This is a genomic window from Marinobacter halophilus, assembly GCF_003007685.1.
Taxonomy (GTDB): domain Bacteria; phylum Pseudomonadota; class Gammaproteobacteria; order Pseudomonadales; family Oleiphilaceae; genus Marinobacter; species Marinobacter halophilus.
This window is the reverse complement of record NZ_PXNN01000017.1, coordinates 531,667-552,725: the sequence shown is the minus strand read 5'-3', so window position 1 is coordinate 552,725 and position 21,059 is coordinate 531,667. Positions and strand designations below refer to the sequence as shown.

Annotated in this window: 22 protein-coding genes; 16 read left to right on the top strand and 6 right to left on the bottom strand. The window is 57.2% G+C overall.

Annotation, left to right across the window (positions count from 1 at the left end; all coding sequences use genetic code 11):
* Positions 1–14 precede the first annotated feature (14 nt).
* Both ppsA and rraA read left to right on the top strand, forming a co-directional pair.
* Complete coding sequence (gene ppsA / locus C7H08_RS16435) at positions 15–2,351, top strand: phosphoenolpyruvate synthase (protein ID WP_373284931.1); 2,337 nt, start codon at positions 15–17, stop codon at positions 2,349–2,351.
* Positions 2,352–2,384: 33 nt separating this feature from the next.
* Positions 2,385–2,864: a ribonuclease E activity regulator RraA gene (gene rraA, locus C7H08_RS16430; protein ID WP_106673299.1), complete on the top strand. Its 480-nt coding sequence runs from the start codon at positions 2,385–2,387 to the stop codon at positions 2,862–2,864.
* Positions 2,865–2,918: 54 nt separating this feature from the next.
* Here rraA and C7H08_RS16425 read toward each other — a convergent pair whose 3' ends face one another.
* The 3 genes from C7H08_RS16425 to C7H08_RS16415 form a co-directional block, all read right to left on the bottom strand.
* Positions 2,919–3,209 carry a PilZ domain-containing protein gene (locus C7H08_RS16425; protein ID WP_106673298.1) on the bottom strand — a complete coding sequence of 97 codons (291 nt, stop codon included), beginning with the start codon at positions 3,207–3,209 and terminating at the stop codon, positions 2,919–2,921.
* A 4-nt stretch (positions 3,210–3,213) separates the two neighbouring features.
* Complete coding sequence (locus C7H08_RS16420) at positions 3,214–3,882, bottom strand: TIGR04211 family SH3 domain-containing protein (protein ID WP_106673297.1); 669 nt, start codon at positions 3,880–3,882, stop codon at positions 3,214–3,216.
* 134 nt (positions 3,883–4,016) lie between these two features.
* The gene (locus tag C7H08_RS16415; RefSeq protein ID WP_106673296.1) at positions 4,017–4,316 is read right to left on the bottom strand and encodes a YciI family protein; all 300 of its coding nucleotides are present in this window, start codon (positions 4,314–4,316) and stop codon (positions 4,017–4,019) included.
* Between the two features lie 87 nt (positions 4,317–4,403).
* Between C7H08_RS16415 and C7H08_RS16410 the strand changes: the two genes are divergently transcribed.
* A complete protein-coding gene (locus C7H08_RS16410; protein ID WP_106673295.1) occupies positions 4,404–5,270 on the top strand; it encodes a PHP domain-containing protein in 867 nt (288 codons plus the stop codon).
* A gap of 3 nt (positions 5,271–5,273) precedes the next feature.
* Here the strand turns inward: C7H08_RS16410 and C7H08_RS16405 are convergent, their stop codons facing one another.
* Both C7H08_RS16405 and rne read right to left on the bottom strand, forming a co-directional pair.
* A complete protein-coding gene (locus tag C7H08_RS16405; protein WP_106673294.1) occupies positions 5,274–5,816 on the bottom strand; it encodes a YecA/YgfB family protein in 543 nt (180 codons plus the stop codon).
* A 2-nt stretch (positions 5,817–5,818) separates the two neighbouring features.
* Complete coding sequence (rne, locus tag C7H08_RS16400) at positions 5,819–8,932, bottom strand: ribonuclease E (RefSeq protein ID WP_106673293.1); 3,114 nt, start codon at positions 8,930–8,932, stop codon at positions 5,819–5,821.
* Positions 8,933–9,517: 585 nt separating this feature from the next.
* On the opposite strand from rne, the gene rluC reads away from it, so the two are divergent.
* The 3 genes from rluC to C7H08_RS16385 are packed head-to-tail and all read left to right on the top strand — an operon-like array spanning position 9,518 to position 12,329.
* Positions 9,518–10,597, top strand: a complete 1,080-nt coding sequence (gene rluC, locus C7H08_RS16395; protein WP_188445265.1) for a 23S rRNA pseudouridine(955/2504/2580) synthase RluC — start codon at positions 9,518–9,520, stop codon at positions 10,595–10,597.
* The gene (locus C7H08_RS16390; RefSeq protein ID WP_106673292.1) at positions 10,597–11,244 is read left to right on the top strand and encodes an HAD family hydrolase; all 648 of its coding nucleotides are present in this window, start codon (positions 10,597–10,599) and stop codon (positions 11,242–11,244) included. The genes rluC and C7H08_RS16390 overlap by 1 nt, the downstream gene beginning before the upstream one ends.
* A 29-nt stretch (positions 11,245–11,273) precedes the next feature.
* Positions 11,274–12,329 carry a S49 family peptidase gene (locus C7H08_RS16385; protein WP_106673291.1) on the top strand — a complete coding sequence of 352 codons (1,056 nt, stop codon included), beginning with the start codon at positions 11,274–11,276 and terminating at the stop codon, positions 12,327–12,329.
* A gap of 5 nt (positions 12,330–12,334) precedes the next feature.
* Here C7H08_RS16385 and C7H08_RS16380 read toward each other — a convergent pair whose 3' ends face one another.
* Positions 12,335–12,952, bottom strand: a complete 618-nt coding sequence (locus tag C7H08_RS16380; RefSeq protein WP_106673290.1) for a Maf family protein — start codon at positions 12,950–12,952, stop codon at positions 12,335–12,337.
* Between the two features lie 134 nt (positions 12,953–13,086).
* On the opposite strand from C7H08_RS16380, the gene C7H08_RS16375 reads away from it, so the two are divergent.
* From C7H08_RS16375 to tmk, 10 genes are all read left to right on the top strand, one after another.
* Positions 13,087–13,644, top strand: a complete 558-nt coding sequence (locus C7H08_RS16375) for a YceD family protein (RefSeq protein WP_106673289.1) — start codon at positions 13,087–13,089, stop codon at positions 13,642–13,644.
* Between the two features lie 31 nt (positions 13,645–13,675).
* A complete protein-coding gene (gene rpmF, locus C7H08_RS16370) occupies positions 13,676–13,855 on the top strand; it encodes a 50S ribosomal protein L32 (protein WP_106673288.1) in 180 nt (59 codons plus the stop codon).
* A gap of 43 nt (positions 13,856–13,898) precedes the next feature.
* Positions 13,899–14,903, top strand: a complete 1,005-nt coding sequence (gene plsX / locus C7H08_RS16365; protein WP_207768329.1) for a phosphate acyltransferase PlsX — start codon at positions 13,899–13,901, stop codon at positions 14,901–14,903.
* Between the two features lie 127 nt (positions 14,904–15,030).
* Positions 15,031–15,972, top strand: coding sequence for an ACP S-malonyltransferase (fabD, locus tag C7H08_RS16360; protein ID WP_106673631.1), 942 nt, complete (start codon positions 15,031–15,033; stop codon positions 15,970–15,972).
* Positions 15,973–15,984: 12 nt separating this feature from the next.
* Positions 15,985–16,728 (top strand): 3-oxoacyl-ACP reductase FabG, encoded by a 744-nt coding sequence (gene fabG, locus C7H08_RS16355; RefSeq protein WP_106673286.1) that lies wholly within the window; start codon positions 15,985–15,987, stop codon positions 16,726–16,728.
* A gap of 133 nt (positions 16,729–16,861) precedes the next feature.
* Positions 16,862–17,095: an acyl carrier protein gene (gene acpP / locus C7H08_RS16350; RefSeq protein WP_106673285.1), complete on the top strand. Its 234-nt coding sequence runs from the start codon at positions 16,862–16,864 to the stop codon at positions 17,093–17,095.
* A gap of 126 nt (positions 17,096–17,221) precedes the next feature.
* Positions 17,222–18,469 (top strand): beta-ketoacyl-ACP synthase II, encoded by a 1,248-nt coding sequence (gene fabF, locus C7H08_RS16345; protein ID WP_106673284.1) that lies wholly within the window; start codon positions 17,222–17,224, stop codon positions 18,467–18,469.
* Positions 18,470–18,476: 7 nt separating this feature from the next.
* Positions 18,477–19,295: an aminodeoxychorismate lyase gene (gene pabC / locus C7H08_RS16340; RefSeq protein WP_106673283.1), complete on the top strand. Its 819-nt coding sequence runs from the start codon at positions 18,477–18,479 to the stop codon at positions 19,293–19,295.
* Between the two features lie 5 nt (positions 19,296–19,300).
* Positions 19,301–20,365: an endolytic transglycosylase MltG gene (gene mltG, locus C7H08_RS16335; protein ID WP_227663313.1), complete on the top strand. Its 1,065-nt coding sequence runs from the start codon at positions 19,301–19,303 to the stop codon at positions 20,363–20,365.
* The gene (gene tmk / locus C7H08_RS16330) at positions 20,365–21,006 is read left to right on the top strand and encodes a dTMP kinase (protein ID WP_106673282.1); all 642 of its coding nucleotides are present in this window, start codon (positions 20,365–20,367) and stop codon (positions 21,004–21,006) included. Before mltG ends, tmk begins: the two co-directional genes overlap by 1 nt.
* Positions 21,007–21,059: the final 53 nt, after the last annotated feature.

Below are 21,059 nucleotides of genomic sequence, written 5' to 3'. Positions count from 1 at the left end.
TTGACCACCTGGGAATGTCTGACGTTGACCGGGTTGGGGGCAAGAACGCTTCCCTCGGTGAAATGATCAGTAATCTGGCCAATGCAGGCGTGACAGTCCCGGGTGGTTTTGCCACCACGGCCTACGCCTATCGAGAGTTTCTGGCGACCGACGGCCTGAAAGACCGGATCGACGAAGCGCTCGACGCCCTGGATGTGAACGACGTCAATGAACTGGCCCGGGTGGGTGCCCGGATCCGGCAATGGGTGATCGACACGCCGTTTCCGGACGTTCTGGATAATGCGCTGAAAGAAGCATTTGTGAAAATCCAGGATGGTAACGAGGACATGGCAGTGGCTGTACGCTCCTCCGCTACTGCTGAAGATCTGCCGGATGCCTCGTTTGCCGGTCAACAGGAAACCTTCCTTAATGTAGTGGGTTTTCAGCAGATCCGCACGTCGGTCAAAGAAGTGTTTGCGTCGCTGTTCAATGATCGCGCTATCTCCTATCGGGTACACCACGGCTTTGATCACAAGCTGGTAGCGCTGTCGGCCGGCATTCAGAAAATGGTGCGCAGTGAAACGGCCTCCAGCGGTGTGATGTTCACCCTGGACACGGAATCCGGCTTCCGCGATGTGGTGTTTATCACCTCTTCGTACGGCCTGGGCGAAACCGTCGTGCAGGGCGCAGTTAACCCTGACGAATTCTACGTGCACAAGCCCACGCTGGCAGCCGGTCGCCCATCGGTTCTGCGCCGCAATCTGGGCAGCAAAGCCATCAAAATGATTTACCACACGGAGCCCGGTGAAGGCCAGTTGGTAGAAACGGTGAAGGTTGAACAGGAAGAGCGCAACCGGTTCTCCATTACCGATGCGGAAGTGGAAGAACTGGCCAGGCAAGCGATGATCATCGAGAAGCACTACCAGCGCCCGATGGACATCGAGTGGGCGAAAGACGGTGACGACGGCAAGATCTACATCGTTCAGGCCCGTCCGGAAACCGTAAAGAGCCGCTCGTCTGCCAATGTCATGGAGCGCTATCTGCTGAAAGAAACCGGCAAGGTGTTGGTGGAAGGCCGCAGTATCGGCCACAAGATCGGCAGTGGCCCGGTCAAGATCATCACCAGCATCAATGAAATGGATCGGGTACAGCCCGGCGACGTGCTGGTGACCGACATGACCGACCCGGACTGGGAGCCGGTGATGAAGCGGGCCGCCGCCATCGTCACCGACCGCGGCGGCCGCACCTGTCATGCTGCAATCATCGCCCGTGAACTGGGTATTCCGGCGGTTGTGGGCTGCGGTGATGCCACTGAAGTGCTCAAGGACGGTCAGGCCGTGACTGTATCCTGCGCCGAAGGTGACACCGGCATGATCTACGAAGGGGCTCTGGACTTCGAGCTGCGTGAAAATACCGTCGATTCCATGCCTAACATTCCGTTCAAGATCATGATGAACGTGGGCAACCCGGACCGTGCCTTTGATTTTCAGGCGCTGCCGAACGAAGGCGTGGGTCTGGCCCGTCTTGAGTTCATCATTAACCGGATGATCGGGGTGCACCCGAAAGCGCTGCTGAACTACGACGGCCTGCCACGGGATATTAAGCAGACCGTCGACAAGCGCATTGCCGGCTACGCGTCGCCGGTGGATTTCTATATTGACAAACTGGTTGAAGGTATTTCGACCCTGGCGGCCGCGTTTACCCCCAAGAAGGTGATCGTGCGCCTGTCCGACTTCAAGTCCAACGAATACGCCAACCTGATTGGCGGCACCTTGTACGAACCGGACGAAGAAAACCCGATGCTGGGCTTCCGTGGTGCTTCCCGCTATATTTCGGAAACTTTCCGTGACTGTTTTGAGCTGGAATGCCGCGCGCTCAAGAAAGTTCGCAATGACATGGGCCTGACCAACGTTGAAGTCATGGTGCCGTTCGTGCGTACCGTGGGTGAGGCGGAGCAGGTGGTGAGACTGCTGGCGGAGAATGGCCTCAAGCGGGGCGAGAACGGCCTGCGTGTGATCATGATGTGCGAACTGCCTGCCAACGCCATACTGGCTGAGCAATTCCTTGAGCACTTTGACGGTTTCTCCATCGGTTCCAACGACCTGACTCAGCTGACCCTGGGCCTGGACCGGGATTCCGGCATCATCGCCCACCTGTTTGATGAGCGCGACGACGCGGTCAAGGCGCTGCTGTCCAACGCCATTCAGGCCTGCAAGAAAGCAGGCAAGTACATCGGTATCTGTGGTCAGGGCCCGTCGGATCATCCGGATCTGGCCAAATGGCTGATGGATGAGGGTATCGATACGGTGTCGCTGAACCCGGATTCCGTGCTGGATACCTGGTTCTTCCTGGCCGATGAAAAAATTGATTGAGCGCCAACATTCAGGGAAAAGGAGAGTAACAACGTGAGCAACATCATTACTCCGGATCTGTGCGACGAGTTTCCGGAAGTTCAGGTGGTTGAGCCTGGCTTCAACAACTACGGCGGCGTGCGCCAGTTCGGTGGCGAAATCGTGACGGTCAAATGCTTTGAAGACAACTCCGTGGTTAAAGAGCAGGTTGGCCTGCCCGGTAACGGCCGGGTTATGGTGGTTGATGGCGGTGCGTCAAAGCGCAATGCGCTGTTGGGCGACATGCTGGCAGAAAAAGCAGCTGAAAACGGCTGGGCCGGCTTGATTATCTACGGCTGCATCCGCGATGTCGACGAAATCGGTCAGACCCGCCTGGGTGTCCAGGCGCTGGGCACCGTGCCCCGGAAGACCGACAAACGCGGCATCGGCGATCTGAATATTTCGGTGACCTTCCACGGCGTTACCTTTCGCCCTGGTCAGTATGTGTATGCGGACAACAACGGCATCATCGTGTCCGAAAAGCCGTTGGTGTGACGTCAGGGCTTTGCCAGATGTAAACAAAAACGGCGGCCATCAGGCCGCCGTTTTTTATTGAGTCACTTCTATGATGTTGATGCCAAGCAGGTAACCGTCGCCCTCTGGCTCACATCGCACCACTTCGCACACGGTTTCCAGTGGCGGAAACTGGTCGTCGGCGGCTTCCAGACGGGTTGTGAGCTCGTCCCCCACAGCAAAGGGGGTATCTACGAATAGCTGCATGCCGGCTGCGCTCAGATCCCGACAGATGCCCACCACGGTGTCCCCGTTAGCGTTGGTGATTTCGATACGGCTGTCGACCTGCATCCTGTGAAAATCACGCTTCTCCGAATAATCTTTCATCTTTTTAAGCCCAGTTGTCGGTTTTTCTTGTTGGTTTGAGCATCGGGATGAGCAGCGCCAGCAGCACACCGCCAAACACCAGTCCGGCGCCAAGCAGCATGAAGTCGGAATCTTTGCTGGCTTCGAGCCGTTCATTTTCTGCGGTCAGTACTTCAAGGTCATTGTGCAGCTTCTGGTTCTCTTCCCGTAGCTCCCGGTTCCGGCGCTCCAGATTGATGGAGTCCGCCGCGATGTTCTGGATGCGTTGCAGTTCTTCCTGAAGCTCTTCGGAGCGGTTGGATAGACTGCTTTCCGAGTTTTGCAGACTGTTACGTTCTTCGGTGACCGAGGCTAATTGTTCCCGGGCCTGATTTAGCTGGGCGCGGGCCTCTTCGAGTTGTCGGGTGGCGGTTTTTAAACGTTCTGCGGCAATGGGCTGGTTGCTGAGGTACTGGCTGGATACCCAGCCTTCAGTGCCCTTTGGCGTGCGCACCTTGGTGTAGTCATCGCCAACTTCGATCACCTCCAGAGGGGTTCCGCTCGGGACTGCATTTTCGATAATTCGGAATTGGGTACCAGCGCCGGAACGAACCGGTAGGTAGAGCTGGTCATCCACCCATACTGTTCGGGCTTGGGCGACCGAAATCGAACTGATGATAAGCAGAAGGCTGAAAACAAGACGGAGCGATGTCACGGATTACGTTCCCTGATAGTGTCTATTATCGGTGATTCAAAGGGCAATTTTGTCACAGAGTGACGGGTATTCAAGCATTCACGGGTTACAATCCGCTCATGCTCACGGGCTGCCGGGTTCTGCCCACCCATGGCTCAAGGCAACACGATCTTATACGGCTTTACCGTAACCGATTGATACACACCGGCGGCAACGTAGGGATCGGCGTCTGCCCAGGCCCTGGCCTGTTCCAGAGACTCGAATTCGGCAATGACAAGGCTACCGCTGAAGCCGGCTTCGCCCGGATCGGGGGAGTCAATTGCCGGGTGGGGGCCAGCGACGAATAATCGACCGTCGGCTTTGAGCGCTTCAAGCCTGGCCAAATGGGCCGGGCGAGCTTGCAGTCGCGTGGCCAGGCTGTTGGGTGCGTCTTCGCTGATGATGGCGTAATACATGTGTGCTCCGGTACAAAACAGGCTTTGGTTACGGCCCGGTAGCCAACACTGATACACTGAAGGCTACCGTCTGACTCAGGAATGTTCGTGACTATACCTCAAGACCCGAAACCATGCATTGATCTGCATTGCCATACCACAGCCTCTGATGGTGCCCTTGATCCGGAGCAACTGATTGCCCGGGCGGCAGAGCAGGGCGTGAGTCATCTGGCAATCACCGATCACGACACCATAGGAGGTCTTGCCCGGGCTCGTGCGGCTTCAGTGTCGCTGGGTGTTGAATTGATCAATGGCGTTGAGTTGTCGTGCGTCTGGCGCAGTCACACCATCCACGTGGTGGGGCTCGATTTTGACCATACCAACACGGATTTCCTTGAGGCTCTCGCCCGTCAGAATGACAATCGATGGCAGCGAGCCAGGCTGATTGCAGACAAGCTTCATCGCTTGGACGTCGATAATTTGCTCGAAAGAGCGACCGTCAAAGCTGGCGGCGACGTGCCCGGGCGACCGCACTTTGCCCAGGTGCTGGTCGAGGCGGAGGTGGTTCCAAAAATTGCTCACGCCTTCAAACGCTATTTGGGCGCCGGTAAGCCGGGCGATGTAAAAGCCTGCTGGCCGGAGCTGGAGGAAGTGGTGCAGTGGGTCAATGCCGCAGGTGGCATTGCGGTGTTGGCGCACCCCAGAAAGTATCGGCTGACCGCAACTCGTTTGCGTGAGCTGACCGCGGACTTTCGCCGAGCCGGGGGGCAAGCGATTGAGGTGTCGGTTTCCGGGCAGTCCAGCGGTGATCTGGGCTTTGTGGCGGAGCTGGCAAGGCGAGAGCAGTTGTTTGCGTCGCAGGGCAGTGATTTCCACTTTCCGGGCGCGCCTTGGTGTGAGCTGGGCAAGATACTAAAAATGCCAGAGGGGCTTGAACCCGTCTGGCATCATTTTAGGCAACCGGTAGGCGCTTAGCGCTCAGTCCGGCGCATGGAACAGCAGGTAAAGATCAGTCAGTGAGTCCGGAATGGCTTCCGCCATCCGGTCTGCCAGTGCCGCATCGTTGCGGACGTTCTGAAAGTCTTCGTCCTCAAACAGGCCGGAGAGTGTAAGCATCGGTACCATCAGGTCCGCCACCTCGTCCTCATCAGCCACTTCCAGCCAGGATTCCTCGTGTTCCAGGAAGGTGTCAACGAATCCGGCACACCAATTCTCCAGTGCGTTCATCGGATCGCCGTCTTCCGGTTCAGGAAGCTCGAGTGGTTGGCCCATGTCCAGTGCCTGAGTCATGTCCTTCGTCAGCTGATTGACACAGCGCGTGAAGATCTCAGGCACCTTGCCATCGGGAAGGGCGTCTACGCCCGTGGCAAGGCGGAAGATGTCTTCCGCCGCCAGGCTGACCGGACCGATAACGCTGGCACACACCACTCCGTGGAGTCCGAAGAAATCCAGGGCGTCTTCGCCCCAGGGCTCCGCAAACAGAATGTCTTCAAGCGCTTCGACGTCCGAATTGGTCAGCATGATCAATTGCTCCCGGCTTTTTTAGCGGCTTCAGCCGCTCGCTGGCGCTTTCGGACCTCTCTTGGATCGTTATAAGCGCGACCCGGAGTGACCGGAACGTCGGTTGGTGCTACATAGGGCTCTTGTAACGGCGCTTCAGGCTTTTCAGCCTTCGCTGCTGGCTCTGCTTTCTTCGGCTCAGGCTTGTGCTCTGGCGCCGGCTCTGCTGTGACAGGCGCCGTGTCTGGCTCGCTTGGCTTGCTGTCGGCTTTGGGCTCGTCGGCTGTCGACGGCTTTGGACCAGCAGTGTTTGCCGGAGCTTTTGCCTCAGGCTGCTTAGTCTGTATGGCTTGTTCTGCTGGCTCAGGCTTGTCAGCTTCCTTGGCGGGAGCTTGCTTTGCTTCAGCTTGCGTCGCGTCTGGCTTATCTGCTTGCTGAGGTGCTTTAGTCATTTCTTCTGCCTGAGCGGCAGGGGCCTCGGCCTTGTCACTGTCAGCCACTTTATCTGTCTTTGCTGCAGCCCTGGGCTTGCGTTGACGGTTTGCAGGCCGGGTCTTGCGTGGCTCTTCTGCGTCTTTGGTCGGCGCTGCCTTTGCTGGCTCGTCAGTATCCTCGGTATTCTGAGTTTCGGCTTTGGTCTTTGAGGCAGTTTCAGGCGCAGTGCGTTTTCCCGTGTCGGATGGCAGTGCGTCAGTTTCTGTCGTTACCTGATCCTGGGTTGCCTTCGGCGTCTCAGCATTGATTGGCTGCTCGGCAGGCTGTTGCTTAGGCGCAGTTTCTTTCACATCGGCAGGGCTGGTCTCGGCGCTCTTTTCAGGCTGAGTGTCCTTTTGATGTATTTCATTACGCTCGGTTTTGCGCTCTGCTGGTGCGCTGATCGGTGCTTCAGCGGGCGAACCATCCCGACTGCGCTGGCGACGGGGCTTGCGACGTTTTTCATCGCCGCCCTGCTTGTCGTTGCTGGGTTTGTCAGCGCTTGGCTTATCGCTGGCAGGGGTCTTCTGGTTTTCTTGCGGCTCCCGAGCTTCTTTCTGCTCCTTGGGGTCACGCTGGGGGCGATTACGGTTCTGATTGCGCCCCTGTGAGTCCTTCCGGTTATCCCGACGGCCGTCACTGGGCTTGTCACCACCCCTGCTGTCAGCTTTTGCATCGGCAGGTTTATCTTGCGGGCTCGGACGGTTCTGGCTGGTGCGCGCCGGATCCTCGTTACGGCCACCGCGATTGCGACCACGGCTGTCATCAGGGCGGCTCTGTTGGCCACTCTGACGCCGCTCATTGCCGCTGCGATTAGCGCCGGGGCGCTGGTCATCTCTGGCTACGCGTGACTTGCGACGTTCCTGTCGAGCCTGGTTGCGACGCTCTTCGTCGCGATCGCGGTTTGTGGTGGTGCGATCCTGTCCGTCCTGCGGGTGTTCGTCGCGGAAGAAGCAGGCAATCTTTTTGCCAAGCTTCCGGAATAGACCTTCTTCGGGCTCCGCGCTGGCGGCGGCAGGCGTCGTGCTTGGGGCAGCGGCAGCGGGTCCTGGCGAAGACGGGCGGATGGCCTTGACCGCAGCTTGCTCACGCACGGGCTTCTCGGCATTGGGTACTTCTGCCGCCACTTCTTCCCGTTCGTTGTAATCGTGAGCCACCTGATGGCTGGCAACGTGCTCCGGTGTCGCTTCGTCCAGACGCATCCGGACAATCTCGAAATGCGGCGTTTCCATGTTCGGTACCGGAACCACAACCACGGCTACGCCCTGGCGTGCTTCGATATCGGCCAGCTGCTTGCGCTTTTCGTTGAGCAGGAAGGTGGCTACAGAAACCGGCACGATGGCGCGGACTTCTGCCGTCTTTTCCTTGGACGACTCTTCATAAATCAGGCGCATGATGCTCAGCGCCAGGGATTCGATACCCCGGATGGTGCCCTGGCCTTCACAGCGCGGGCAGACTTCGCTGCGGGTTTCGCCAAGCGAGGGCCGCAGGCGCTGACGGGACATTTCCAGCAGGCCGAAACGGGAAATTTTGCCAACCTGAACGCGGGCACGGTCAATTTCCAGCGCTTCGCGCATTTTCTGCTCGACTTCACGCTGATGCTTGGCCGGTGTCATGTCAATAAAGTCGATGACAATCAGGCCGCCCATATCGCGCAGGCGCAGCTGGCGAGCGATCTCTTCCGCCGCCTCGAGGTTGGTCTGCAGGGCAGTTTCCTCGATGTCGTGGCCCTTGGTGGCCCGGGAGGAGTTGATGTCGATAGAGACCAGAGCTTCGGTAGGATCGATAACAATGGAGCCACCGGAGGGCAGCTTCACTTCACGCTGGAATGCGGTTTCGATCTGACCTTCGATCTGATAACGGCTGAACAGGGGGATTTCATCCTTGTACAGCTTGATCTTGTTTTCAAACGTGGGCATGACCGCGCGCACAAAACTGAGCACGTCTTCGTAGACGCTGTCGGCATCGATCAGTACTTCGCCGATGTCCTGGCGGAGGTAATCGCGCACGGCGCGGATGATAACGTTGCTTTCCTGATGGATCAGGAATGGTGCTTTTCGCTCGCCAGCAGCCTGGGTGATGGCTTCCCAGAACTGGACCAGGTAGTCAAGATCCCACTGGAGCTCTTCTGCGGTACGGCCAATGCCGGCGGTGCGCACGATGATGCCCATGGACTTGGGTACCTGTACGCCGTTCATGGCGTCTTTGAGCTGAGCCCGGTCTTCGCCTTCGATGCGACGGGAGATACCGCCGGCACGAGGGTTGTTGGGCATCAGCACCAGGTAACGGCCAGCCAAAGAGATAAAGGTAGTGAGCGCGGCGCCTTTATTGCCTCGCTCTTCCTTATCAACCTGTATGATCACTTCCTGACCTTCGGAAACCACCTCTTTGATGTTGACCTTGCCTTCAATCTGGCCAGGCGATTTCTTGAAGTATTCCTTGGAGATTTCCTTCAGTGGGAGGAAGCCGTGGCGGTCTGCGCCGAAATCTACGAATGCAGCTTCAAGGCTGGGTTCAACGCGGGTGATCCGGCCTTTGTAGATGTTGGCTTTTTTCTGTTCGCGGGTACTGGACTCGATATCCAGGTCAAACAGTCGTTGTCCATCTACTAGAGCTACGCGCAACTCCTCAGGGTGAGTTGCATTAATCAGCATTCTTTTCATGGAAAGAAAGGGTTCCTGTCGTTTGTTAATGACAGAAAACCGGGGGGATCTACATCAGCGAGGCAGGATGTGCGTGCCGCGGGCCCGGAAACAGCAGGGCGGACCGGCGGCCAGACGGATCAGACCTTTAAGGGTGTGATCCTGTATGTCTGAGACCACCGCCTACGTTGCGCCTGCCTGACGGCAGCGACATGTTGCATAGGGTGAGTGTCTGTTTGCGCATACTATCCGTTTTCAGGTTCACACAAACCCTGGGTCTCACGTCTTATTAGTTAGCTGACGGCCCGGGTTCCCGTGGTAGTGATTCTCGCGATGTCGCCCGACGGTTTTCCGTTCGGTTTTTCCTCTCCCGGGCAGATTGCAGCCTCTCTGGGTCTGACCTGTTAGTCCGGGAGTGTATTTCACGTCGTGCCCGCTAATGATTGGGCTTGCGGCGTTCAATCTCTTAATCAGTGTCGGTATACTGCTGCCGCTCCGGCTTCTGACCTGAGTCTGTCAGGCCGTAGACAAACGGCAAATCACGTCGGAATATAGCAGTAAAGCTGTGGCCGTTCAATCCTGCATTTATCTACCCGAAGGTACTTCATGTCGCGCAAGCCAGCCGCTCGTAAAAAACCGCTACCACGCGGCAAATCGCGCCATTCTGAAATGGCTGGGGATAATCGCACTGCAGGCCCCGTGGGCAAGCGTGTCGATCCGCCTCCGGGTCAGGTCCAGAAGGGCGTGCAGCTGGTGGCTGTTGATGAGGATATGGCGGGCCAGCGGGTGGATAACTTTATACTGGCCCGACTGCGGGGTGTGCCCAGGAGTGTCGTTTACCGGATTGTTCGCAAAGGCGAAGTTCGGGTCAACAAGGGCAGGGTGAAGCCCGATACCCGGCTGCAGGCTGGTGATGTGGTGCGCATTCCGCCAATAGTACAGCAGAGCAAGCCGGAGCGGGTGGCCCCCGGCGACCGGGTGCAGTCGGTGATGGAAGCGGCGGTGGTGTTTGAAGATGACGACATGCTGGTGGTCAACAAGCCCTCCGGTATCGCGGTGCATGGAGGTAGCGGCCTGAGTTTCGGGTTGATTGAAGTGCTGCGCTCGTCCCGGCCGCAGGCAAAATTTCTCGAACTTGTGCACAGGCTCGACCGGGATACCTCTGGGTTGGTGATGGTCGCGAAAAAACGCTCGGCATTACGTGTGCTGCAGGATGAACTGCGCCAGAAGCGCATACGTAAGCATTACCACGCGCTGGTTGCGGGCACCTGGCCGAACTCTGTGGGCCGGGTGAACGAGCCATTGTTACGTTATGAAATGCCCAACGGCGAGCGCCGGGTGAAGGTGAGCGCCGAAGGTAAAGAGTCGCTGACGCTGTTTCGGTGTCTGCAGCAATTTCTGGGTTACAGTCTGGTCGAGGCCTCCCCGGTGACCGGGCGTACTCACCAGATCCGGGTGCACAGCGCCTGGGCCGGGCATCCGATCGCCGGCGACGACAAGTATATGGATGAGGCGAGCCTCAAGGCATTCCGCGCGATTGGTGGTCAGCGGTTGATGCTCCACGCCCGGGCCCTGGAGTTCACCTTGCCTAAGTCGGGTGAGGCAATGAAGCTGGAAGCTCCGTATGATGAGGCATTCGCCAAGGTGCTCGACGAGCTTGAGCAGCGCAGTAAGGGAACGCACTAATGAACGTTAAAGTGGTAATTTTTGACTGGGACGGAACGCTGATCGATTCCGTTGACCATATCGCCGACAGCCTGCATCAGGCGGCAACCGACCTTGGTTATCCGGAGCTGGAGCGCGAGGCCTACAGGGATATCATCGGGCTGGGCATGATCGAGGCACTCGAACGCTTGTATCCGGGTCTTAGCCGCGAGGAAATGGTAAGAATTCGAGAAGGCTATGCGGGTTACTTCTTCCAGAAAGTAACCACACCTCAGAATGTATTTGAGGGTATCGCTCCCATGATCGCCGACCTCCGCGGTATCGGTCGTGGCTGTTCGGTCGCCACCGGCAAGAGTCGCCGGGGCCTGGAGGGAGCGCTGACCTCAAGCGGTCTGGGTGTGCACTTTGATATAACCCGCTGTGCCGATGAAACCCGCTCCAAGCCGGACCCGCTGATGCTGGAAGAGATTCTGTCATTCTACGGTTATGCGCCGGAAGAGGCGGTGATGGTCGGTGACACCCGTTACGACCTTGATATGGCGCGCCGCATTGGCATGCCAGCCATTGGCGTTGAGTGGGGTGTTCACAAGCGTGACGTGCTCGAACAATACGATCCGCACGCAGTGGTCAGTTCTGTGGCTGAGCTCCGGCGCGTGCTGGGGCTTTAATTTCGTCTATCGCTGTAAAGGAATAACGGATGAGTGACTGGGAATCCGATAAAGAATCTGGTTGGGGCGACAAGCCGGCAGATCGCGGGCAGAGCGAGCCGCCTCGCAAGCGCGGGTTGTTTGGCGGCAAGCAGCCGGCCATGCCTCCGGAAACCGGTCGGGACTGGCGTCTGATTGAGAAGCTGGTGATGTCGCTACAGGCCGAGCAGCGTCGGAGCCGGCGGTGGGGTATTTTCTTCAAGTTTCTGACTTTCGGCTATCTGTTTGCGTTGTTGCTTCTGATCAAGTCGCCGTTTGGAAGTGGTGTCGATTCGGTAACGGGTCATCACACTGCGCTGGTCGAGGTGAACGGCACCATTGCCGCGGATGAGTTGGCCAGCGCTGACAATCTGGTGGGGGCGCTCAGGTCGGCATTTGAGGCGGAGCGCGCCAGGGCTGTGGTGCTCAGAATCAACAGTCCAGGCGGCAGTCCAGTGCAGTCCGGCTACGTGTACGACGAGATCAGGCGCTTGCGCGAAGAATACCCCGAGAAGAAGGTCTATGCCGTGATCTCCGATATTGGCGCCTCAGGGGCCTACTACATTGCCGCAGCTGCTGACGAGATCTACGCCAACCGTTCCAGCCTGGTCGGTTCCATTGGTGTGATTGCCGGGGGCTTTGGCTTCAGCGAGATGCTGGAAAAGATTGGCGTGGACCGTCGTTTGTACACAGCGGGTGAGAGTAAAGGCTTTCTTGATCCGTTTTCACCAGAGCGTGAAGAGGATGTGGTCTTTTGGCAGAGTGTACTTGAGAACACCCATCGCCAGTTTATTGATGCGGTCAAGGAAGGGCGGGGTGACCGCCTGGCAGATGATGAGCGGCTGTTCAGTGGTTTGGTCTGGACTGGCGAGCAAGCGGTTGAGCTGGGTCTGATCGACGGCCTTGGCAGTGCTTCCTGGGTCGCCCGCCAGTTGGTGGGTGAAGAAGAGTTGGTAGATTACAGTCGCCGTCGCTCTCCGTTCATGGATCTGGTGGATCAGCTCGGCGTTGCTGTGGGTGATGGCGTGGCTACGCGCCTGCTCGAGTCCCGGCTCGAATTGCGCTGATGGCGCTACAGCCCTGAGCCGTCGGCTCGGGGCTGTAGCAGGGGATTAATGCCGAGTCTGATCAGAATCTCGGTGAGCGCGATCAGGGGTAGGCCTACGAGGCTGTTCGGGTCTCGTCCCTCAAGACGGCTGAACAAGGTGATGCCTAGCCCTTCCATTTTAAAGCTGCCGGCACAGTCGTACGGCTGTTCTTTGCGCAGGTAGTGGCTGATTTCCTGTTGGCTCAGGTTGCGAAAATGTGCGGTAAATGTTTCGCAGCAGCATTCCAGTGTGTTGGTGCGGGTGTCCAGGACGGCCAGACCGGTCAGAAAGTCGACGCTTTGGCCGCTGCTTCTGCCGAGTTGTTGCATTGCTTGTTCATGGCTGCCTGGTTTGTTCAGCAGTGAGCCGTCGGGCAGGGCTGCGGCCTGATCGGAGCCGATGATTATTTTGCCGGCATGCTGTTGTGCCAGAGCTCGGGCCTTCGTAATGGCCAGTCTCAGTGCGAGTGCTTTTGCGCTTTCGCCGGGTTGAGGGGTTTCGTCGATATCCGGGCTGACACACTCGAACGGCAGGTCGAGCTTTTGCAGCAAGCTTTTACGATAAGGGGACGATGATGCCAGTAGCAGGCCGGGCTTTGTCATGGTGGTTTCACAGTAATTGTGGGCGTGATTTGCGAGCTTGTATCGTAAAATACCCCTACGCAGAGCGAAAGCCCTGCCAGAAAGTAGATTAAGTCTTTGACAGCAGCGGGTCTCGTCCCTAAAATTGCGCGCCTATGTCCAAAGCACCGAACGCCGAACTGCCGAAATCTGTTGACCCTAGCCGGTTAGCGGAGCACAACACGACACTTGAGGGGGTAATTCCACTTGAGGGTCTCGCTCGTTTTCGAGAAGCGGTACCGGGTTTTCAGGATGGCAGCGAATGCCGCGTGAAGCTTTCCTTTTACCAGGACAGTGAGCGCCGAAGGATTGTGTCGGGAGAGCTGTCCGCACCGGTCATTCTGGAATGTCAGCGTTGCATGAACGATATGCAGGTTACGCTGACGTCCAGTTTTGATCTGGGCCTGGTCATCAACGATGATCAGGCCCAACGGTTGCCCAAGACGCTGGAGCCTTTCCTCTTTGAGGATTTCACGGCGGATTTGTGGTCAATGGTGGAAGACGAACTGCTTTTGGTGTTGCCACCGTTCCCTCTTCATGAAAGGGATGAGTGCCCGGCAAAAGAAGATCTGGAGGCGCTGGAGCCGTCAAAAGCCCCCAGCGAGCCCGAGGCAAAGAAAAGAGAAGATAATCCGTTCAGCGTGCTGGCGGATTTCAAGACGACCAAGCACTAACGTTTTCGTAAATAGGTCAGGAGCTTATACCATGGCTGTACAGAAGAATCGCAAGACCCGTTCCAAGCGTGGCATGCGCCGTTCACACGACGCACTGACCGCTACTGCATTGTCTACTGACACGACAACTGGTGAAGTACATCGCCGTCACCACGTGTCTCCGGACGGTTTCTATCGTGGTAAGCAGGTTATTGAGGCTCGCGACGAGTAACATCGTCGGGATAGTCTTTTAGCCTGTGACGCATGGACGAGCGGTGAGTAAACCGGTCACCATAGCCATCGACGCCATGAGTGGTGATCGTGGCGCCGAAGTGGTTGTCCATGCCTCACTGCAAGCGGTGCGTGAAAATGAGGCCTTGAGTCTTGTTCTGGTGGGAATCCGGAGCGAGCTTGAGGCTTTTTTGCTTGAAGGCCATTCCAGAATCCGCATTGTGGAAGCCGCGGATGTGGTGCGCATGAATGAGCGCCCCTCACATGCGCTCCGGCACAAAAGAAATTCCTCGATGGCCATCGCTCTCGGGCTGGTTCGTGATGGTGAGGCTCAGGGGTGTGTCAGTGCCGGCAACACCGGAGCCTTGATGGCGTTCGGTCGATCCATTATACGCATGTATCCGGGTATTGAGCGGCCGGCCATCGCAAAGCTGATTCCCTCGCTCCGTGGTCGTTGTCATGTTCTTGACCTTGGCGCCAACGTCGATTCCTCCGCTGAAAACCTTTATCAGTACGCCTTGATGGGTTCGTTGATGGCGTCGGCCATCTGCCATCAGTCGGAGCCCAGAGTTGCGTTGCTCAACGTGGGCGAAGAGGAAATCAAAGGCAATGAACAGGTTCGCCTTGCTTCCCATATGCTCGCTCAGTGCGACACGATCAATTACATAGGCTATGTCGAGGGCAGCGACCTGTTCCGGGATGTAGCGGATGTTGTAGTGTGTGATGGCTTCGTAGGTAATATTGCCCTGAAAACCGGTGAAGGCGTGGCTGGTTTGTTAATCGAATTGCTCGAGCAGGCCTTCACTCGCTCCTGGTATGGGCGATTTGTTGGCTTGCTGGCGCGTCCGATCATCGGTCGGCTGCTGCTGTTGATGGATCCATCCCGTCATAATGGCGCCAGTCTTCTGGGCCTGCAGGGCGTTGTTATTAAAAGTCATGGCAACGCCAACGAGCGCGCCATGCTCGCTGCGATCCGCCAGGCCGTCCGCGAAGTCGAACAGGAAGTTCCGAGCCGCATCAATGAACGCCTCGACGACCTGATGTTGTGATTCCCCGCATTACTGGTCGCTGAGACTAAAGTAGGCCCGCATTTGCAGCTTTTATCGCGGATAATTGGCCTGAATTGTACTATTGGCTAATCTCCAGAAACCCTTCAATGACGATAAGATTCCGCTTATGAAATCAGCGTTTGTTTTCCCCGGACAAGGCTCCCAATCGATCGGCATGCTCAGGGCTGCTGCCGAGCTGTGGCCGATGATCAGTGAAACCTTCGATGAGGCGTCCAATGTCCTTGGTTATGATGTCTGGCATTTATGCCAGCGGGGCCCCGTTGAAGAGTTGAATCAGACCGCGATTACGCAACCGGTGTTGTTGACGGCCAGTATTGCGCTTTGGCGGCAATGGTGCGTGGCCGGCGGTCCGAGACCCGATTACATGGCGGGGCACAGTCTTGGCGAATATAGTGCGCTTGTTGCCGCTGAAAGCATGGACTTTATTGAAGCCGTCAAGCTGGTGCAGCTTCGCGGCGAGTTAATGCAGGAAGCAGTGCCGGCCGGTGAAGGCCGTATGGCCGCCATCCTGGGGCTTGAAGATGCCGATGTTGTGGCCGCTTGTGAAGAGGCCGCCAACGGCGATGTGGTTGCGGCAGTGAACTTCAATGCGCCCGGGCAGGTTGTTATTGCCGGCTCAGCGGCTGCGGTCGAACGCGCCATCGAGGCCTGTAAGGCCAGGGGTGCGCGCAAGGCCATGACCCTGCCTGTGAGTGTGCCGTCCCACTGCGCGCTCATGAAGGGCGCTGCCGAACAGTTGGCAGAAGCGCTGGAAGATATTCGTTTTAATGATGCTGTCATTCCGGTGGTGCAGAATGTAAATGCCGAGGCGGCCAAGGATGCAGAGACGCTCAAGGCCAATCTTCTAAAGCAGCTATACTCTCCTGTACTGTGGACCGATTCGATTCGTTCACTGACCGATGAGGGTGTTAACGTTGCGGTTGAATGCGGTGCTGGCAAAGTGCTCGCCGGGCTGGTCAAGCGGATCGACCGCGACCTGCCGGTACATGGCATTGAAGATCCCGACTCTCTGGCTAATGCTATTGCGGCATTCGGACAGTCAAAATAAACGGAGTGGACTATGTCTTTGGAAGGCAAGGTAGCGCTGGTAACGGGCGCGACTCGGGGTATTGGTCAGGCCATTGCTCACGAGCTGGCAAAGCAGGGTGCGGAAGTGGTCGGTACGGCGACCAGCGCGGAAGGTGCTGAAGCCATCACCAGCGGTTTAAAGGCTGCCGGTTACAAAGGTTATGGCATTGTAATGAATGTGGCTGAGCCTGACAGCATCGAGGCGGGGCTCAAGCAGGTTGCTGAGCAGTCCGGTGCGCCACTGATCCTGGTCAATAACGCAGGTATCACCCGTGATAACCTGCTTATGCGTCTTAAAGATGAGGATTGGTCGGCCGTCCTGGAAACCAATCTGTCCAGTGTCTATCGCACCAGCAAGGCTGTGCTGCGTGGTATGGCCAAGGCTCGCTGGGGCAGGATCATCAATATCAGCTCAGTGGTTGCTGGTATGGGCAATGCTGGTCAGGGTAACTACTGCGCCGCGAAAGCCGGTGTGGAAGGTTTTACTCGAAGCCTGGCGAAAGAAATGTCTAACCGCGGCATCACGGCAAATTGTGTGGCGCCCGGATTTATTGACACAGATATGACTAAAAAACTGGACGATAAGCAACGCGAGGCTATGCTGGAAATCATACCGGCAGGTCGTTTGGGCGAGCCCGGGGAAGTTGCCTCGGTGGTGGCTTTCCTGACTTCAGATGGCGCGGCTTACGTGACCGGAGAAACCATTCATGTGAATGGCGGCATGTACATGGGTTAAGCCCGTTTTGCGGGCTGATTTGCAACCCCTTGTCGCACAACATGTTTACAGAATCCCTGCTTGTTTGCGGGTGGGGTTTAAACTAAACTGGCAATTAACGAATTGCTTGGTTGATACATAAAGTGAGGACATTATGAGTACAGTTGAAGAGCGCGTTAAGAAGATCGTTTGTGAACAGCTGGGCGTTAAAGAGTCCGAGGTTCAGAACTCATCTTCTTTTGTAGAGGATCTTGGCGCTGACTCACTGGACACTGTTGAGCTGGTTATGGCCCTGGAAGAGGAATTCGAGACAGAAATTCCTGACGAAGAGGCCGAAAAGCTGGGCTCAGTTCAGAACGCGATCGACTACATCGTCGCGCACACCTGATACTCTGCTAGTCAGATTGCCAGGCAGAAAGCCGTCCTTTGAGTTACACAAAGGGCGGCTTTTTTATTGCCTGGATGAATGCCATATTGATTAGAAGTTACACGGAATAGTCGGGTGAGCAGGTTTATGAGCAAGCGGCGGGTTGTTATCACGGGCATGGGCATGCTGTCTCCGGTGGGGAACGATGTTGAATCCTCCTGGAGCGCTATTCGTGCCGGGCGGAGTGGCATTGGTCTGATCGATCGGTTTGACACAACGGGCTACAACACACGCATCGGTGGTGCAGTCAGGGGCCTTGATATCGAGCCATACCTGTCCACCAAGGAGGCGCGCAAACTGGACGCGTTTATTCACTATGGACTGATTGCGGCGCAGCAGGCGGTGGATGACAGTGGTCTGGAGCAATTTGACAAGCTGGACAAGGAACGGGTAGGTATTGCCATTGGCTCTGGTATTGGCGGCCTGGAATACATCGAGAAAAACGTGATCTTGATGGAGGAGTCGGGCCCGCGTAAGGTCTCTCCGTTCTTCGTGCCGGCGTCGGTGATCAACATGATTGCTGGCAATGCCGCTATACGCTTTGGTTACAAAGGGCCAAACATAGCGATTGTGACGGCTTGTACCACTGGCACCCATAACATCGGATACGCCGCCAGAACCATAGCTTACGGTGATGCTGACGTGATGCTGGCCGGTGGCTCGGAGATGGCGACCACCCGTTCCTCGGTGGCGGCGTTTTCGTCAGCTCGGGCGCTGTCGACCCGCAACGATGAACCGGAAAAGGCCAGTCGTCCCTGGGATAAGGATCGTGACGGTTTTGTCCTCAGCGACGGTGCCGGTGTTTTGGTTCTTGAAGAGTTGGAGCATGCCAAAGCCCGCGGCGCCATCATCCACGGAGAGATTGTCGGGTTTGGCATGAGCGACGATGCTCATCACATCACATCGCCCCCGGCGGACGGTGACGGCGCCGCCCGCTCAATGCGCAACGCCATCCGTGATGCAGGCCTGAAACCGGAGCAGATTGACTACATCAATGCCCACGGCACATCCACGTTGGTGGGTGATGTTGCGGAAGTGGCTGCCGTGAAGTCGGTATTCGGTGCCCATGCTGAAAAGCTTGCGATGAGCAGCACCAAATCCATGACAGGTCACCTGTTAGGTGCTGCCGGCGCGGTCGAAGCCATCTTCTCGGCCCTGGCAGCGCGCGATGGTGTGTTGCCGCCCACCATTAATCTGGACAATCCGGATGAGGGGTGTGACCTGGATTTCGTGCCGCATAAGAGCCGGCAGGCGGACGTTAAAGTGGCGTTGTCCAACTCGTTCGGTTTTGGTGGTACCAACGGCACGCTTATCATAGCGCGCTACGAAGACTGAGGCCGCCATGTTCCATCTGTATTGGGCGGACGAGGGCGGTGTGCCGGCGGGTGATCGGGGGTTAGCATATGGGGATGGTCTGTTTGAGACCATGTCGGTAACGGGTGACCGGCCGCCGTTGCTGGCTTACCACCTCGACAGGCTAAGCCGCGATGCGGGGCGCCTGGCGATTCCCGCAGCGCGCTCCGAACTGGAAAAAGTCTGCAGCCAGGCTTTAGCCCGGTATTCTGGTCACTATGGCGCCCGTCCCTGGGTTCTCAAACTGACGCTGACCCGAGGATCAGGCGGTCGCGGTTACCGGCCAGAGCCCGGCATTCAGCCGAACCTGGTGATTTCCCACTCAACGGCTCCGGCACCGGCTGACACTGACGGCGTTGTGGTGGATTTCTCTCGCGTTCCATTGACCGTGAACCCCCTTTTCGCTGGCATCAAATCATTGAATCGTCTGGAACAGGTCATGGCGGCAAGAGAGCTGCGTGGCGAGATCTATGAGGTGTTGATGAGCAATCGGGATGGCCACGTGGTTGAGGGCACCCGAACCAATCTTTTTGTCCGCTCTGGCGACGCCTGGATTACCCCACCCTCGGCAACGCTGGCGGTTGCCGGCGTGATGCGCCGCTATGTGCTTGATCGTTTGCACACCGCCGGCGAGGAGGTCAGGGAGGCGCCGCTGTCATTAGTGGACCTTGTGGGTGAGCGTTGTCAGGGATTATGGCTCACCAACAGCGTGTTGGGAGTGGTATCGGTTCGCAACCTGGCGGGTCACGATTTGCCTGTCGACCAGCGACTTGCGACAATCGTCGGCTCGCCGGCAATACTGGATTGATTTACGTGTTTAAAAAGTTACTGATCGTTTTCGTTGCGGCTGTGGTGCTTCTGGCAGCTGGCAGTGGGCTTTGGTCCTGGCAGGGGTTACAGACACTGCAACAGCCGGTGTCGCTGGAAGAGCCGGTGCTTTTTAATGTACCGCCCGGAACCGGATTCAGCCAGGTGGCCCGGCGCCTTGAGACTGAGGGCTTTGTGTCTGACGCGCTGTGGCTTCGGCTTTATGGTCGATTGAACCCGGAGCAGACCAGAATCAAGGCTGGCGACTATGAATTTTTACCGGGCATGACGCCCCTTGCCATGGTTGAGGTCATGGTGGAGGGCAAGGTAAAACTGTGGTCTGTGCAGTTTATTGAAGGCTGGACCTTCCGTGATTTGCGTGCCGCCCTGGCGCGCACCGAGCGCATCAACAAGGTAACAACGGACTGGTCTGATGATCAGGTGATGTCAGCACTGGGTGCCGAAGGACAACACCCCGAAGGCTGGTTTTTCCCGGATACGTACCTGTTCAGTAGCGCTGATACGGATCTGGACGTTCTCAAACGCGCATACAGCCGCATGGTGTCGTTGCTTGAGGAAGAGTGGCAGAACCGCTCGGAAGGCCTGCCCTACGACACTCCCTACGAAGCGCTGATCATGGCATCTATTGTGGAGCGTGAGACGGGTGTTCCCTGGGAGCGGCAGGAAGTGGCCGGCGTGTTCGTGCGTCGCTTACAAAAGGGCATGCGCCTTCAGACTGATCCGACCGTCATTTACGGCATGGGGGATCAATATCAGGGGCGTATTCGCCGCAGCGACCTGAGGGCCTACACGCCTTACAACACGTATCGTATTGATGGCTTGCCGCCAACGCCTATTGCGCTGTCGGGCCGGGACTCGATTCACGCTGCGTTGCACCCGGAAGAGGGTGACACCTATTATTTCGTGGCCAGGGGTGATGGCAGTCACAAGTTTTCCAGAACCCTGGCGGAGCACCAGCAGGCCGTAAGGGAATACCAGTTGAATCGTCGACAGGACTATCGCTCGTCTCCGGCGGCAGGCACCCTGAACGAAAACAGCCGGGAAGAATGATGCAGGCCAGAGGTCGATTTATTACATTTGAAGGCACCGAGGGGGTGGGTAAATCCACCCAGCTGGAAAATGCCGCCAATACCCTCAAAAAACTGGGCATCGAGTTCATTATTACCCGGGAACCGGGTGGCACGCCCATGGCCGAAACCATCCGCGAGTTGCTGCTGGCACTCCGTGAAGAGCCGGTCCATGAAACTACCGAGCTACTGCTGATGTTCGCCGCCCGAGCCCAGCACCTGCATAACCGCATTCTTCCCGCCCTTGATCAAGGCAAGTGGGTTTTGTGTGACCGCTTTACCGATGCGACTTTCGCGTACCAGGGCGGCGGGCGGGGAGTATCGAAAGAGCGGATTGCGCTGTTGGAGGCTCTGGTGCAGGGTGATGTCCGGCCAGATCACGTCATTTTGCTGGATGCGCCGGTGGAAACCGGTATGGCCAGGGCCCGAAAGCGGGGAGAACTGGACCGGTTTGAGCAGGAAGCCCAGGCGTTTTTCCAGAGAATTCGGGATGCCTATCTGGAAAGGGCAACCGCTATGCCATCCAGGTATCACGTTGTGAATGCTGCGCTTCCTCTGGAGCAGGTTTCTGCCAGCGTCGCGGCATTACTGGCCGCTCTGGCGAAGATGCCGGCGCCCGCCTGACGGTGTCGTTTTTCGTTGCTTTCGTGCACTTTTTGTAATGATCTGCTTTAATT

Excerpts from the sequence above, each read along its gene's own strand:
- ppsA (WP_373284931.1), top strand. The coding sequence starts at position 15 with ATGTCTGACGTTGACCGGGTTGGGGGCAAGAACGCTTCCCTCGGTGAA.
- C7H08_RS16425 (WP_106673298.1), bottom strand. The coding sequence starts at position 3,209 with ATGAAAGATTATTCGGAGAAGCGTGATTTTCACAGGATGCAGGTCGAC.
- C7H08_RS16415 (WP_106673296.1), bottom strand. The coding sequence starts at position 4,316 with ATGTATTACGCCATCATCAGCGAAGACGCACCCAACAGCCTGGCCACG.
- C7H08_RS16405 (WP_106673294.1), bottom strand. The coding sequence starts at position 5,816 with ATGCTGACCAATTCGGACGTCGAAGCGCTTGAAGACATTCTGTTTGCG.
- rne (WP_106673293.1), bottom strand. The coding sequence starts at position 8,932 with ATGAAAAGAATGCTGATTAATGCAACTCACCCTGAGGAGTTGCGCGTA.
- rluC (WP_188445265.1), top strand. The coding sequence starts at position 9,518 with ATGTCGCGCAAGCCAGCCGCTCGTAAAAAACCGCTACCACGCGGCAAA.
- C7H08_RS16390 (WP_106673292.1), top strand. The coding sequence starts at position 10,597 with ATGAACGTTAAAGTGGTAATTTTTGACTGGGACGGAACGCTGATCGAT.
- C7H08_RS16385 (WP_106673291.1), top strand. The coding sequence starts at position 11,274 with ATGAGTGACTGGGAATCCGATAAAGAATCTGGTTGGGGCGACAAGCCG.
- C7H08_RS16380 (WP_106673290.1), bottom strand. The coding sequence starts at position 12,952 with ATGACAAAGCCCGGCCTGCTACTGGCATCATCGTCCCCTTATCGTAAA.
- C7H08_RS16375 (WP_106673289.1), top strand. The coding sequence starts at position 13,087 with ATGTCCAAAGCACCGAACGCCGAACTGCCGAAATCTGTTGACCCTAGC.
- rpmF (WP_106673288.1), top strand. The coding sequence starts at position 13,676 with ATGGCTGTACAGAAGAATCGCAAGACCCGTTCCAAGCGTGGCATGCGC.
- fabD (WP_106673631.1), top strand. The coding sequence starts at position 15,031 with ATGAAATCAGCGTTTGTTTTCCCCGGACAAGGCTCCCAATCGATCGGC.
- fabG (WP_106673286.1), top strand. The coding sequence starts at position 15,985 with ATGTCTTTGGAAGGCAAGGTAGCGCTGGTAACGGGCGCGACTCGGGGT.
- acpP (WP_106673285.1), top strand. The coding sequence starts at position 16,862 with ATGAGTACAGTTGAAGAGCGCGTTAAGAAGATCGTTTGTGAACAGCTG.
- fabF (WP_106673284.1), top strand. The coding sequence starts at position 17,222 with ATGAGCAAGCGGCGGGTTGTTATCACGGGCATGGGCATGCTGTCTCCG.
- pabC (WP_106673283.1), top strand. The coding sequence starts at position 18,477 with ATGTTCCATCTGTATTGGGCGGACGAGGGCGGTGTGCCGGCGGGTGAT.
- tmk (WP_106673282.1), top strand. The coding sequence starts at position 20,365 with ATGCAGGCCAGAGGTCGATTTATTACATTTGAAGGCACCGAGGGGGTG.